At 61.2% G+C, this 14,493-nt stretch carries 9 protein-coding genes; all 9 read right to left on the bottom strand.

Annotated elements, in window-relative coordinates:
* Nucleotides 1-68 precede the first annotated feature (68 nt).
* The 9 genes from ruvB to NBH09_RS06685 all read right to left on the bottom strand — a co-directional run bounded on the left by ruvB (nucleotide 69) and on the right by NBH09_RS06685 (nucleotide 14,379).
* A complete protein-coding gene (gene ruvB / locus NBH09_RS06725) occupies nucleotides 69-1,136 on the bottom strand; it encodes a Holliday junction branch migration DNA helicase RuvB (RefSeq protein WP_022095140.1) in 1,068 nt (355 codons plus the stop codon).
* Entirely contained in the window at nucleotides 1,136-1,756 is a 621-nt protein-coding gene (gene ruvA / locus NBH09_RS06720; protein WP_250787447.1) for a Holliday junction branch migration protein RuvA, read from the bottom strand. Before ruvA ends, ruvB begins: the two co-directional genes overlap by 1 nt.
* Entirely contained in the window at nucleotides 1,756-2,277 is a 522-nt protein-coding gene (ruvC, locus tag NBH09_RS06715; RefSeq protein ID WP_035137351.1) for a crossover junction endodeoxyribonuclease RuvC, read from the bottom strand. The genes ruvA and ruvC overlap by 1 nt, the downstream gene beginning before the upstream one ends.
* A gap of 137 nt (nucleotides 2,278-2,414) precedes the next feature.
* On the bottom strand, nucleotides 2,415-4,400 hold the full coding sequence (locus tag NBH09_RS06710; protein ID WP_250787445.1) for an NAD(+) synthetase: 1,986 nt from the start codon (nucleotides 4,398-4,400) through the stop codon (nucleotides 2,415-2,417).
* 117 nt (nucleotides 4,401-4,517) lie between these two features.
* Nucleotides 4,518-4,880: a desulfoferrodoxin family protein gene (locus tag NBH09_RS06705; RefSeq protein ID WP_250787444.1), complete on the bottom strand. Its 363-nt coding sequence runs from the start codon at nucleotides 4,878-4,880 to the stop codon at nucleotides 4,518-4,520.
* 149 nt (nucleotides 4,881-5,029) lie between these two features.
* Nucleotides 5,030-8,494: a DEAD/DEAH box helicase gene (locus NBH09_RS06700; protein ID WP_250787443.1), complete on the bottom strand. Its 3,465-nt coding sequence runs from the start codon at nucleotides 8,492-8,494 to the stop codon at nucleotides 5,030-5,032.
* Between the two features lie 28 nt (nucleotides 8,495-8,522).
* Entirely contained in the window at nucleotides 8,523-12,326 is a 3,804-nt protein-coding gene (dnaE, locus tag NBH09_RS06695; protein WP_250787442.1) for a DNA polymerase III subunit alpha, read from the bottom strand.
* Nucleotides 12,327-12,566: 240 nt separating this feature from the next.
* Nucleotides 12,567-13,766 (bottom strand): MFS transporter, encoded by a 1,200-nt coding sequence (locus NBH09_RS06690; RefSeq protein WP_250787440.1) that lies wholly within the window; start codon nucleotides 13,764-13,766, stop codon nucleotides 12,567-12,569.
* Nucleotides 13,767-13,869: 103 nt separating this feature from the next.
* Entirely contained in the window at nucleotides 13,870-14,379 is a 510-nt protein-coding gene (locus tag NBH09_RS06685; RefSeq protein ID WP_250787438.1) for a DUF3284 domain-containing protein, read from the bottom strand.
* Nucleotides 14,380-14,493: the final 114 nt, after the last annotated feature.

Raw genomic sequence — 14,493 nt, 5'->3', positions numbered from 1 at the left:
ACCGATGAACGGCGATATGTTTACCCGATGCCCAGCGATAGTCCAACAGCCCGCCAAAACAAAACGCCCTAAACGGTAGGTTCAATCCCCAGGTGCTCAAAGGTGCGGAGGGTTGCCTGACGGCCCTGCGGCGTACGAATCATCAATCCGCACTGCAGCAAATAGGGCTCATAGACATCCTCGAGCGTGCCCGGGTCCTCGCCCACCGCGCTGGCAAGGGTCGTAAGTCCCACGGCGCGACCGGAGAACGTCTTGGCGAGCGTCTCCAAAATGCGAATATCCATCCAGTCCAGACCGAGCTCGTCGATCTCGAAGAACTCGAGCGCCTGGCGACAGATATCGAGCTCGATGGGGCCGTTGCCGCGCACCTGTGCGTAATCGCGCACGCGCTTGAGCAGACGGTTGGCAAGACGTGGCGTGCCGCGCGAACGCGAGCCGATCTCGAGTGCACTGGGATGGTCGATCGTCACGCCCAGGATAGTCGCCGAGCGCGTCACAATCTGCGCGAGCTCCTCGACCGTGTAGTAATCCAGGCGATATGAAATGCCAAAGCGGTCGCGCAACGGGCCGGTCAACATGCCTGAGCGGGTCGTTGCCGCCACCAGCGTAAACTTGGGGATATCCAGGCGAATCGAGCGCGCCGCCGGACCCTTGCCAATCACGATATCGAGGGCAAAGTCCTCCATCGCGGGGTACAGGACCTCCTCGACCGAACGGTTGAGGCGGTGGATCTCGTCGATAAACAGCACATCGCCCGGCTGCAAGTTAGTAAGGATGGCCGCCAGGTCGCCCGTGCGCGCGATGGCAGGGCCACTCGTGGTCTTGATCTGAGCGCCCAGCTCGTTGGCGATAACGGTGGCCAGCGTGGTCTTGCCCAGGCCCGGAGGACCCGAGAAGATCACGTGGTCGAGCGTCTCGCCACGGCTCTGCGCCGCTTCGATCAACACGCGCAGGCTCTGCTTGATGTGCTCCTGGCCGCAGTAATCGTCCAGGCGCTGAGGGCGCAAAGTGCGGTCGACATCGAGATCCTCGGCCGTCAGCTCCGAGCCCACCATGCGCTCGCCGTGCGCCATGGATGCCGCCGGCGAGTTACCGGGCGTCGCCCACAAGTCCTGAGAGTCATCGGCTTCCCACATCACGCATCCATTCCGAGTCGCTTAAGCGCCGCGCCGAGCAGATCCTCGACACGCATATTCTGCCCATCATACCCGCTCAGGGCAACATCGGTCTCCTGCGGGCTAAAGCCCATGGAAAGGAGCGCCGCACGAGCATCATCGATCACCGAGGGAGCGGCAGCGGGCACGGGCATCGCAACCTGTCCGGGAATCACGTCGACCGGCACAAAGCCCTTATCCTTGGCAAAGGTGCTCTTGAGCTCCAGGATCAGACGCTGCGCAGTCTTTTTGCCCACACCGGGAACCTTGGCCATGCCTTTGTCATCCTCGGCCATTACCAGGGAATACAGCTGGCCCACGGTATAGGTGGAGAGCACGGCAAGTGCCAGGCGCGGGCCAACGCCCGACACGGACACGAGCCGGTCGAACATCGTGCGCTCGTCTTTAGAGGCAAAGCCAAAGAGCGTCATGGCGTCCTCGCGCACCTGCATACGGGTATAGAGGCGCACCTCGCCGCCGGGTGTAGGCAGCGTGGCGGCAGTGCTGCCCGAGATGCCGAGCTCAAAGCCCACACCCGATACATCGACAACGGCCGAGCTCATCGTGGCCTCGACAAGCGTTCCATGGAGCTGGGAGATCATCAGTATCCGGTTCCTCTCTGTTGATAGAACTCGCCGCCGGTAAGCGCCCGGGTGCGGCTGAGGTTAACGTGGCAGATGGCGCAGGCCAGGGCATCGGCGGCATGGTCGGGATGTGGGTCGTGATCGAGCTGTGTGAGCGTACGAACCATATACGCGACCTGCCGTTTGTCCGCGGCGCCGGTGCCCACAACAGCCTGCTTAATCTGCATAGGCGTGTACTCGCCAATCTCGAGCGCGCATTCCGAAAGCGCCACGAGTGCAGCACCGCGGGCGTGCGCCGTAGGGATGGCCGAGCGAACGTTGGCGCCAAAGTAAATGCTCTCGATAGCAGCGGTATCGGGTCGATAACGCTCCACGACACCCTTGAGGTCGCGGGCGATATGCGACAGGCGCACCGCGAGCGGACTGCCCGCGCTGGTCTCGATACAACCGTAGGCACGGCAGCGAACCTCGCCGCGCCGCTCCTCGATAATTCCCCAGCCCGTATGGGCCAAACCGGGGTCGATACCCAAAATGACCAAGCCAACCTCCCCTCGCCACACGCACGGCGCAAGACAAGGTCCCGCGCACTATTCACGAACGTCTGTTCTAGAATAACACAACGGGGACACGATGCTTAGTTGAAGTATCGGGGTTGGGAGCGAATCCTATTCCATAGTTAGTTTTGAGAGAAGAACGGGAACTGTCGGGGATCCACCGGCGGTTGCGGCATCGGCGTGCCCTGGGGCCCACCTTGCGGTCCGCCCTGGCCGCCCATCATCTTTTCGATGGCGTCCTGGACCTCGCCCTCAAACTTTTTCATACCCTCATGCAGGCGACGCTGGCCATCCTCGGAGCGCAGCTCTTCCATCTGCTCGGGCGAAATACCCAACAGGTCACCCAGTAAGCCCATCATCTCGCCACGCATGCGTTCGCTTGTATCCTCGTCGGCAAAACGACGCACCTCAGCGCGCGCCAGCGCATCGACCGTCATGCGTTCCTTGCCGCTCAACCCCAGGTCGGACCATGCGAGCATGTACGGCCAAGCGCGCTCGACAAACGAGCGGGCCGAGACGATCGGCGCCGTCGGCAGCATGCGGCGGGCGGCCTCGCCCTGACGTACGAGCATCAGCAGCAGCGAGCAAGCCTCGGGCTTGCCGGCGGCCATTGGGATGTCGTCGAAGGGTCGGTTGCGGTCCACGTGCGCCTCGAGCGCGCCATCGACCTCGCCCGGCTCAAGCCCACCGAGCAGGTGCGCCGCGCGATCGAGCATGTCGACCGGGCCGTCGAGCGTCGAGAGCGCCCGCGCCAGCACGCGTTCCATGCAATCTTCCACCGCGTTGAGCGTCACGAGCTCCTGCGGCACCACGGCAGACGTGCGGTTGCGCACGCGCGCCACAAACTCGAGGGTCGACAGATACACATCGCCAAAGGGCGCGTAATCGCCCTGGTAGCCACCGCAAAGCGCCGGTGCCGCCAACGCGTACTCGGTCTTGGAAAGCGGACTCAGAGCCATCGCGCCCAGCTCGAGCGCCGTGTCCTCCAACATGAGGCCCAGCGCACGCGAACGCAGGCGCTCGGCATCGCCCGCCGACACATCGCGGTCGAGTACGCGCGCCGCATCCGGCGCATCGCGCTCAACCGTGCGAATATGCAGGCGCTCGGCAATCGCGCGAACGGCGGCACAACGGGCGGCCTCGGCCTCCTCCTGCGCCGGCGTAAAGATGCGGTTGCGGTCCAACACCAGGCCGATCACGTTGCGCGAGCCCAATGCATCGACAGCCAGCGCCGCAAGCAAAGACGACGGCAGATCGCCCTCGAGCGCCACCACAGCGCGCGACGTACCATGGGCACGGGCGTTATCGCGCACAGCGAGCACCAGCGCCTGCCACAGCCACTCCTCGGAACGGAACTCGGGCAGTTCGTGATCTTCCAGGGCATCGAGCATCACGCCGCGCTGGATCTCCTGAACCAACAGGCTCTCCTCAAAGCACGGCGCTTGGGCCACCACGCGCCCGCAATCGTCGAGCACAAACGACCCGCCGGTATACACCGACTCGTCATACGCACCGACCGGCGCCATGCAGGCAAACCATACGCTGCGCTTTGAAGCGATCTTGCGGTAGGCACCGCTGCGCACGGCGGCGATCGCAGCGCTCTCGCGGTCGGTCATATCAAACGCGTTGAACTGGAAATAGGCGATGAGGTCGACGCCGGTCGGCAGCATCTCGAGCTCGCGGTCCAAGTCGAAGATCACGGCGATACGCACGCCGTCCACATCGAAGACCGGCGGCGCCCAACGGGCATCGCCGGTCCCACCGCGCTGCAGGGCAATGCTCGAACGGGCCGGCACCACATGGCCGTCCTTGAGCATCATGTAGTCGAGCAGGGGCTGGCCCTCAAACGAAACTGCCGCGGGCACAATGCAGATCATATCGAGTTCCTGGATACGTTCGGCGACGCCGGTCAAGCCGGCAAGCATGTCGTGCTCAAAGTCGGCAGCGCCCACCAAGCCGCCGGGCAAAGCGCCCATAAAGAGCGGAGCCGGGACGCACAGCACGCGCGCACCGCGCTCGTGGGCCAGGCGCGCCTGGTCCTCGATGCGACCGCAGATACCCTCAATATCACCCAGGCGCATATCGATCTGTGCAAGTGCGAGCTTCATGGCTCAGCCCTTTCCGTCGTAAACCATCGTTGTCGTAGTAAAAGCGCCGGCCGCATGATGCAGTCGGCGCTCGCATGTGCATATGCTAGCTATGATACCCCGAGCGGGAGCGCGCTCCTAGAACGTCGCGGACCACAGCCCGTGCAGGTTGCAATAGGCATAGACGGTACCGGTCTTAGAGCCACCGGCAAAAAACGTCGCGGGCTTCATGCCGGGCTCAAGGTAATGGACCTCCAGACGGCCCTCGGCCTCAAGGGCAATCCACTCGATGTAGTGCTCGGGCAGGCTGGGATGCTCGACCGAGCCCACGCGTGCGCGGATCACGTGACCGTCGCGCTCGCTCTCAACGACCGGCACGTGCTTTTCGTGCGCCGCGTCCTCGGTGTTCGCGGTCAGCTCCGTGCAGCCGGCAGGGGTCGCAACGTCGTCGCCAAGGGCGGCGATAAGCTTGCCATCGGGGTCCTTAAAGAATTTCGCCATGATGTTCTCCTTTGCTGATGTGCCAATGTTCTCGATGGTTCTTATGCCCAAAGGCAGGCGAACCATCCACGGCATGGCAAATGAACACATAACGGGCAGGGACGATGGGGCAGCGTGTGCATCCGCCCTGGCGGCCCCACCCGAGCGGGTTAGCGCCCGTCGCCGCCCAGCAGCGCCAAAACATCTTCGCGGGTAAACAGCGCCGACGAGATACCGTCGCCGCCGAGCACGCTGTTGACCAGGTCGCGCTTGGACTCCTGCATCTGCATAATGCGTTCCTCGATCGTGTCCTTGGCGATGAGCTTGTACACGGTCACGGTATGCATCTGGCCAATACGATGTGCGCGGTCAGTCGCCTGGTCCTGCGCGGCCACGTTCCACCACGGGTCGTAGTGAATGACCACGTCGGCCGCCGTCAGGTTAAGGCCCACGCCGCCCGCCTTGAGCGAAATCAAAAAGACCGGCACCTCGCCCGCTTGGAACTGCGCGACCATCTTGGCGCGACTCTCCTTAGACGAAGCGCCCGTGAGCTTAAGGAAGGCGATGTCCTCCTTGGCCAAGCGTTTACCGATGATATCGAGCATACCCGTAAACTGGCTGAACAACAGGATGCGATGCCCGCCGTCGAGTGCGCCGTGCACGAGCTCCATGCACGTATCGAGCTTGGCGCTCCCCGCCTTGTAATCCTCGTAGTGTAGACGCGGGTCGCAGCAGATCTGGCGCAGCTTGGTGAGCTCGGCGAGCACCTTGAGTTTGTCTTTCTTAAACTCGGATGCCTCGCGGTGCTGCACCTGCTGGGCGATGCGGTCCTGGTTTGCCAGGTACAGCTTGCGCTGCTCGCCGGTGAGCTGAGCCACGACAGTGTCCTCGATCTTTTCGGGCAGATCGGCCACCACGTCTTCCTTGACACGGCGCAGCACAAACGGCGACACGAGCGCCTGCAGGCGAGCGGCGCTGTCCCCCTCGGCGTGCTCGACCGGGCTTTCGAAGCGCTTGGCAAACGACTCGCGCGTGCCAAGCAGGCCCGGCATCAAAAAGTCGAAGATGCTCCAGAGCTCGGACAAGCGGTTTTCGATGGGCGTGCCCGTCAGGGCAAAGCGCACGCCGGCAGGCAGGCGCTTTGCGGCGCGCGCCACCTGCGTGAGCGGGTTTTTAATGTACTGGGCCTCATCGAGCACCACGCGGGCAAAGTCCTGCTCGACGTACTCGTCGATATCGCGCCGCATAAGGTCATACGACGTCACGACCACGTTATGCTCGGCCACGCCGGCGATCTGCACGCGACGCTGGGCCTTGGCGCCCACAATGGCGCACACATCGAGCGACGGGGCAAAGCGCTCCAGCTCGGCGGTCCAGTTGTACACAAGCGACGCTGGGCACACCACAAGCGTGGGCTTAGCGTCCCCCGCTTCCACGCGCGCCAGGATATGCGCGATCATCTGCAGCGTTTTGCCCAAGCCCATATCGTCGGCCAAGATGCCGCCGAGGCCCAGGTGCTCGAGCGAGCCGAGCCACTGGTAGCCGTCGACCTGATAGCCGCGCAGTGTGGCCTTGAGCGAGACCGGCACCGTAAAGTCCATCTTGCCGAGCGTATCCAAGCGCTCGACGGTACGACGGAATGCAGCGTCGCGATCGGCTTCGAGCGCGGGCGTGCGCGCAAGCATGCTGTCAACGAACAGGGTACTCGACGCGGGGAGCGACACGCCGTCGAGCAAGTCGACAGCATCGACCCCCAGATCCTCGGCAAGGCCAAACGCAGCGCGCGCCCCCTCGTCCAGGCGTACGATGTCGCCCGACGTGAGACGCGCAAACGTCTGGTGACGCTTGTAGGAGTCCAGATAGATGGCAAGGTCTGCCGCCGAAAGTCCGCTCGCGCCCAGTTCGACGTCGAGCAGGTTACTCTTGACAGTCGCACGCACCGAAAGCTTGGGCGCAGGGCGGACCGAAATCTGGCGCAGGCGGTCGCTGAGCATGACCTCGCCCAGCTCGGACAGGGCAGACAGGCCCTCGGTCAGCAAGCGGAACAGGCTCTCGTCATCACGTTCCTCAAACGCCAGGCCGCCCTCGTAAAAGTCGAAATACAGGGCCGCCGTATCCATAACGCGAAACTCTGCCACCTCGTCGCGCGGCGGCACGCCCGGGCGCTGCTCTTCGAAGGGGCTGCCCGGAGCGCCCAGGCTAAAGAGATCTGCCGACCAGTCGCCGTAGGTAACCGTAATTTTGCAGGTCACGAGCCCATCGTCGACGCCGATCGCCATGGCAAAGCTCGGCTCGGGCGCCACGGTATCGAGCGCAGCGGGCGCGGTAAGGTCGGTGTAGTCGCGCAAAATGGGCAGCGCCATACGACAGAACTCCCCCACCTGGTCGGCAGCGATATGGACCGGCGTGCGGCAGGGCAGCAAGCGCGATAGGAACGGCGCCGCATGCTGGGCAAACGCCACATCGGTGCGGCGCGCACGGCGGGTGTCGACCAGATAGGCAACGTCGCCCGAAGCAAAGCAGTATGCATCGGCCGGCAGGCGCAGATCGTAGCTGCCACCAGCCGCCGGCGCGATTTTGGCGGCAAGGAGCGGTGGGCGCTTAGACGGCGCCTCGTCCTCCCCTTCTGGAGACAGTTCAACCGCCACGTCATAGGTGCGATGCGTCGTCGTTCCCCGCGACCAGGCGGGCTCAAAGGAAATGGTCCGGCCACGCAGCAAGTCCAGCATGTATACGATGTCATGCTCGGACAGCGGCAACTGGCGCTCGGCGACAAAGCCGCTGCGTGCAAAATCGTACGACGCCGAACGCGAACTCGTGATGTCGCTCAGATACACAACCGTTGCCACAACAAGGTCGAGCAGACGCACCGAAACCTCGTCAAAGGCCTCGGGCGCATGGAGGAATGTGAGCTTTTTGCCGTACGAGAAGGTGCCGCCTCGGACATAGGCGTCGGCCATGCCGTCGATATCCTTGACCACGTAGGACACCGAACCGCAGCGGATGCGGAACTCGAGCGCCCAGCTAAAGCGGTCGGCGAACAGCGGATTGTAGTACGGCACCAACGAGGGTTCCAACGCCGCTTTGGGGGCGTCGGGATCAACGGCACCGGCAAGCTTGCGGCGCATGCTCGCCAGCTCATCCATGCGCGCGTCCGAAAGGTCGGAGAGCGCCGCCATGAGGCTGGGGCTCGTGGGGACGGGCGCCGGAAAGGGAAAGTTGGGGTTGACGGCCGGCGCTTTGGGCGCGGTACGCGCGGGCTGTTTCGGCTGCGCCGTAAACGTGCGGACCGGCGTGCGCAAACCCTCGACGGGCTCGGCGCCACTGGCATCCAGATACGCCAACGCCGTGGCGATGACGTGTTTGCACATGCCGGAATAGCGGAAGGCAGCGGGGCAATCGCAGTCGTAGTCGACAACCTCGTGCTCGTCCATGTCGAGCGCCACGTGCGTCTTGTACAGGTCGCCGCGCGAGCCGCGCACCGAGCCCTCGATGTTCACGTTTTTGGAGAAGCGCGAGCCGGAGTCCTCAAACGACAGCACGGCGCCGTTGAGCATGAGCGAACGCCCCTTCATAAAGGTGCTGCTGAGCGCCGCCTCCTTGCGAAGCGCCTGCGCAAACGTCCCCTGCGTCATCACTTCCTCCAATCTCACCCGGGGTAGCTTAGATAACCGTCACGCGGCCTTGGTTGCCGACGATGGCCTTTGCCTCTGCCAGCAGCGGAATCGAGCGCGCGTTGACCTTGGCCGGCACCTCGGCACGCAGTACACGCCCGTCCACCTGCTCGATAAAGATCTCCACGCGGTCGCCGCCCGGGTTGGCGGTAAGCACCGTGGCAAGACGCGCCATATTGCCCTGGCTAAAGCGGCTGTTGGGCACCATGACCTCAAACACCTTGGGCTTGTTGTTCTCCTCGTTGAGCTCCAGCGGCACGATCTCCTGCGCGATGATCTGGTCGCCGCGGTCCGAGCGCTCGAGCTTGCCCTTAATGCGCACAAACGCATCGGACAGCTGCGCGCCGGTCTCGGGATCGACCTCGCCGTACAGGTACCCCTCGGCCTCCTTGTAGGTCTTGGGGAACACCACGACCGTGGCCTCACCTTCCATGTCCTCGAGCTGCACGATGCCCATGGGGTCGCCGTTTTTGGTCACGCGCTTGGATACGCTCGAGACCATACCGGCCCACCACAACGCCTTGCCCTCGGGGATCTCCTGGTTGATGGTGCCGCCCGTGGGGTTTTGCACTTCGTAGCCGGTGTCGATCTGCGAGAACGAGAAGTCGCGCGCCTTGGCTAGCGCATACTCAAACGGGCGCAGCGGGTGGTCCGAGACATAGATGCCCAGAACCTCCTTCTCCTGGCTCAGCTTAAGGTGGCGGTCCCACTCCTGGCCATCCGGATCGGGCACGCTCACCTCAAAGCCCGAGCCCTCAACATCGCCAAACATGTCGAAGAACGACGTCTGGCCGCTCGCACGATCCTTCTGGCGCTTCACGGCGGCATCGATAATGTTCTCGGGGTTGTTCTTGTCCACAAAGTGCATCATCTGGCGACGCGGATACCCCGTGGAGTCGAAGGCGCCTGCCTTGATCAGCGATTCGATCACGCGACGGTTTGCCTGGCTCGAGTCCACGCGCTCGACAAAGTCGTGCAGCGTCTTAAACGGGCCGCCCGCCTCGCGCTCGGCGATAATCGCCTGCGCCACGCCGGTGCCCACGCCGCGGATGCCGGCCAGGCCAAAGCGCACGCCCTCCTTGGTAGCCGTGAACTCGGTGCCGGACTCGTTGACATCTGGCGAAAGCACGGGGATGCCGTCGTGACGGCATGCCGAGACGTAGTGAACGATCTTGTCGGTCTTGCCCGTGTAGGACGTCAGAACGGCCGCCATGTACTCGTGCGGATAGTGCGCCTTAAGCCATGCCGTCTGCATAACCAGAATGGCGTAGCCGGCGGAGTGCGACTTGTTGAAGGCGTAGGACGCGAACTCGAGAACATCGTCCCAAATCTTCTGGGCGACCTCGCGCGTGTAGTTGTTCTTGATGGCGCCGTTCATCCAGTGGTCGTAGGTGGTCTCGTCCGAGCCATCCTCCCAGTGGAGCACCGTCGACGTGAGCAGCTTGATCTTTTTCTTAGCCACGGGCTTACGGATACGCGAGTCCGATTCGCCCTTGGAGAAGCCGCACATCTCAACGGAGATGAGCATAACCTGCTCCTGGTAGACCATGGTGCCGTAGGTTTCGCCCAGGATGTCGTCCAGGCGGTCGTCGTAGGAGACGGCCGGCTCCTTGCCGTTCATACGGTTGATGTAGGACGAAACCATGCCGGCACCCAGCGGGCCCGGGCGGTATAGAGCGATCAATGCCACAACGTGCTTGTACTCGGTGGGCTTCATATTCTTGATCGTGGCCGTCATGCCGGCGGACTCGACCTGGAAGACGCCGGCGGTGTGACCGGAGCCCATGAGCTTAAAGATCTCGGGGTCGTCAAAGGGAATCTCTTCCTCTTTGATGTCGATGCCGAAATTCTTTTTGATGTTTGCCTTAGCCTTGGAGATAACCGTCAGCGTGCGCAGGCCCAGGAAGTCCATCTTGAGCAGGCCCATGTCGGCAACGGTATGGCCCTCGTACTGGGTAATCTCGACGCCGCCCTTGGTATCGAGCTTGGTGGGCACATGCTCGTTGACGGGATCGCGGCAGATCAGGACGGCGCACGCGTGCACACCCTCGCCACGGGTGAGGCCCTCGATCGAGAGCGCCGTGTCGATGATACGGCGGGCGTCGTCATCCTTTTTATAGGCCTCGGCAAAGTCGGGGTTAAACAGATCCTCTTTGCCGGGTTGCTTTTCGAGCACCTGCTTGAGCTTGACCTTGGGGTCGCTCGAGACCATCTTGGACAGGCGCTGGCCCATGTAGACCGGGTAGTCCAGCACGCGCGCGGCGTCGTTGATGGCCTGCTTGGCCTTAATGGTCGAGTAGGTGATGACGTGGGTGACCTTCTCGGGACCGTAGAGCTGGCGAACGTGCTCCACGACCTCGAGGCGCCGCTCATCGTCGAAGTCCATATCGATATCGGGCATCTCGGTACGCTGCGGGGACAGGAACCTCTCGAACATCAGGCCGTTCTCGAGCGGGTCGAACGCGGTGATGTTCATGGCGTAGGCGACGATAGCGCCGGCGGCCGAGCCACGGCCGGGACCGACGCCGATGCCGTTGTCCTTGGCCCATTGCACGTACTCGGCGACGATCAAAAAGTAGGCGGCAAAGCCCTTGTCGCAGATGACCTTGTATTCGTACTCAAAGCGCTCTTTGATGTTGACGCCACAGATCTCGCGCGTGGCCCAGTCGTCACCGTAGTGTTGGCGCAGGCCCTTCTCGCACTCGCGGCGGAACTGGCTCTCGTGCGTCTCGCCGGGATCGAGCAACGGGAAGCGCGGCAGGATGATGGAGTCCCAGTCCAGCTCAACGTAGCACTTGTCGGCAATCTCGAGCGTGTTGTCGCAGGCCTCGGGGCAATACGGGAACATCGCCCGCATCTCCTCCTCGGTCTTCATGTAAAACTCCGAGCCGGTCATGCGCATGCGGTTGGGGTCGTCGACCTTGGCGTTCATGCCGATGCACATGATGACGTCCTGCACGGGCGCGTCCTCGCGGCGCAGGTAGTGGAAGTCGTTGGTGGCGATGACCTTGACGCCCACCTGCTTGGCGATGTCGATGAGCGTGCGGTCCATCTGCTCGTCGGTCAGGCCGTTGTCGGTGGTGATGCCGTGTTCCTGGATCTCGATATAAAAGTCGCCGGGATCGAAGGTGTCACGGAAGGTCTCAGCCCACTTGATGGCGCCCTCCATGTCACCGCGGTCGATGTATTTGGGGATGATGCCCGCGATGCAGGCGCTCGTGCAGATCATGCCCTTGGCATGGCGGCGCAGGTTGTCGAGCGTCACACGGGGCTTGTAGTAAAAGCCCTGCACGGCGGCCTCGGAGACCGTCTGCATCAGGTTGACGTAGCCTTCCTGGTCTTTGGCCAGGAGGATCATATGATAGAGCTCGGGCTTGTGGTCGCGGGCAAGGGTCTCGTCCGGCGTAAAGTAGACCTCGCAGCCGAAGATGGGCTTGATGACCAGGGGCGGCTTGAGCTCGTCGATGTTGCCCTTCTCGTCCCACATGGCCATGTCCTTCACATACTGGGCATGCTCGCGCGGGTTTTCCTCGGGATCGGGCTCCACCAGCTCGTCGCGGCGGTCCTTTTCCAAGAAGGCCTTGTCGTGGCTCCAGGTTTTGTACTCGGGCGTGTTGTGATTGACGGCGTCGCAGGCCAGCGCCAGGTCGGGTACGCCGTACATGTAACCGTGATCGGTAATGGCCACGGCGGGCATGCCAAGCTCAACGGCACGGTTGACCATATCCTGGATACGGGTTGCGCCGTCGAGCATGGAGAAAACAGTGTGATTGTGCAGATGGACGAATGCCATATGATGAGCTCCGATGCGGGTTCGTGTTCTGACTGAACGATTTTACCGCACGGCACGGACAGCACCCGAACCTAGCCAAACCCACACGGGTAGTCTTTTTGGGACCCTCAAAAAGGGGAATGAGGGCATCCAGATATATCGAGTATTACTGGAACCCCGGCGATGCGCGGAATGATTTGTGACGGATAGTCATGTCCATCAAGAAGGCTCGACGCTTCGGATAGCTCGTCAATCGATATATCAATTCTTGGAGACCTGCATTCCTACCATTTTTAATGAAACAACGGCGGTAATTGCTATCGCGATTGCACCAATAATACCGAGCGCTATCTGAATGGGATATAACCCCAACACATGTCCAAATATGAAGAAAAACATTGCGGAAAAGAAGGCCCTTACCAGAGATGCGACGGAAAGGATCGTCGCGCGGAGATCGTCCGCTATCGCGTCTTGGATTAAGTTTTCCGAAGTGATGTACACCACTTCTGGGAGGAAACAAAGCGCCATGCTAAGGCCAAACAAGCACAGAGGATTTGAAGCGAGCCACGGAAGAATCAAGAAAAGGCCAGCCTCGATTAGCATCGAGACGAGCATGGTATTTCTTTTCCCGAAACGCGATGAGAAGAAATCTGCTGCAATGTAGGCCGTCGCATTTACTGCATAGGATGCACCGAAAAAGATTCCTATTATGGAGACGGGAGCATCAAATGCGTCGAATACCAACTGATTCAAGTTGTAATAACTCCCGTAGAATCCGTCGAGCATGCTTGTGCCGATGAGGAGAAGCAATACCGCAAAAGCGGATTCTCCAACGCGCCAGGTCTCGCGCCTGAACATCTTGGCTGCGTCAAACCTCCCCTTTTCTGATCTTTCAGAACGGGTCGTTTCCGTCCTCTCAATGGGATACAGAAGGAAAAGCTGCAGGAGATAGAAAACGGAGACACATACGTAGAGGGCACTCCAAGATACTTGGGCAATGAAAGATCCGAGCACAATTGCCATTCCCGTAGCGATTGATTGCGCGGCAAGCAGCCGAGCGTTGATGGTGAGGAAGCGCTCTCCTTGACCGGCATTTCGGGCAATTTCATATAAAAGTGCTTGTTCGGATCCCGATTGAAGGGAGTAGGCGAGTGCCTCAACAAGGGAAAGCACGACAAGAAAGGGGCCTGAGAGCAACAGCATGCCGGCGGTATGGAAGAAAAGCAGCAGCACGCCCACTTGAATCGAAAACTTCTTTCCAAAGAAATCGCCTATCAGCCCTGTTGGCAGCTCGAGGACGACCGTTGCTATGTTGAACAGGGCTTGATAAAGCGCGATTTCCGTGACAGACATTCCTTTCTCCGCAAGGAAAAGTAGAAACACTCCCCGATTTAAAACAAATCCCGTGAGAACGAAAAAGGCGGAATAGACGTGCAGTTGCGTAGTGGCATTCTTATTCATTTGGCACTACCAACAACTATTTTTGTCGGGCCGCTCGCTACTGATTCGAAACCTGAAGTGTTCACAGTTGATGTGAAGAGCGGTAAAGCTTTTGCACAGGGTATCAATGGAGTACATCCGAAGCGTTTTCGGCAGTATCATCGGCGAAGGCGGGATTAGCCTTTACGCGACGCTCACCCTCGATGTATTTGACGATTTGATCAATCGTCTGGTTGGCGTGGCTCTTGAGCTTGCGCTCATAGAAGAAGAGGCCGAGCTTGCCGCGCGTGCCAGACGTGTTGCCACCCACGCCCTGAAAATCCTCGGTATAGGTGAGCTCGCAGGCACCATCGCCAGCAGGTGCAGCCTCATAGCGCATGGTATTGATGCCCGCCGCATACTGAAAACGGACCTCATAGAGGCACGGGTAGTCAAAGTGCTTGATCTTAACCTTGATCGCCGTGCCCTTGGCCTTGCCTTTTGCGGACTGGGCGCGCTTCTCGTACTTATAGCCGTTGAGCTTGTTGCGGCTGGGACGCTTGCCCGTGGCGTTCTCGATATCCTGCATGATGGACCCCGCCAGAGCGTCAAAAAGCTCCTCCGGTGTCACCTTAAGCGTTTTGGTGAGCTGCATGATGGCTCCTTATTCGTTTGAACCGTTCGAGTCATTGTAACGCCCCAGGCTCTCCCATGCGTTGCGGTGCCATTTGGACGATTGAGGGCTTTACAGCCGCAAAACTACCCAAAT

The organism is Collinsella sp. BG-O-102 (genome assembly GCF_023656745.1).
In the GTDB taxonomy this organism is placed as follows: Bacteria; Actinomycetota; Coriobacteriia; order Coriobacteriales; family Coriobacteriaceae; genus Collinsella.
Note: the sequence above shows the minus strand (reverse complement) of the source record. Positions and strands in the feature narration are given on the sequence as shown.

What these genes read in the sequence shown, in the direction of transcription:
- NBH09_RS06690 (WP_250787440.1), bottom strand. Translation starts at nt 13,766, where the DNA reads ATGAATAAGAATGCCACTACGCAACTGCACGTCTATTCCGCCTTTTTC.
- NBH09_RS06700 (WP_250787443.1), bottom strand. Translation starts at nt 8,494, where the DNA reads ATGACGCAGGGGACGTTTGCGCAGGCGCTTCGCAAGGAGGCGGCGCTC.
- ruvB (WP_022095140.1), bottom strand. Translation starts at nt 1,136, where the DNA reads ATGTGGGAAGCCGATGACTCTCAGGACTTGTGGGCGACGCCCGGTAAC.
- NBH09_RS06685 (WP_250787438.1), bottom strand. Translation starts at nt 14,379, where the DNA reads ATGCAGCTCACCAAAACGCTTAAGGTGACACCGGAGGAGCTTTTTGAC.
- ruvA (WP_250787447.1), bottom strand. Translation starts at nt 1,756, where the DNA reads ATGATCTCCCAGCTCCATGGAACGCTTGTCGAGGCCACGATGAGCTCG.
- dnaE (WP_250787442.1), bottom strand. Translation starts at nt 12,326, where the DNA reads ATGGCATTCGTCCATCTGCACAATCACACTGTTTTCTCCATGCTCGAC.
- NBH09_RS06710 (WP_250787445.1), bottom strand. Translation starts at nt 4,400, where the DNA reads ATGAAGCTCGCACTTGCACAGATCGATATGCGCCTGGGTGATATTGAG.
- NBH09_RS06705 (WP_250787444.1), bottom strand. Translation starts at nt 4,880, where the DNA reads ATGGCGAAATTCTTTAAGGACCCCGATGGCAAGCTTATCGCCGCCCTT.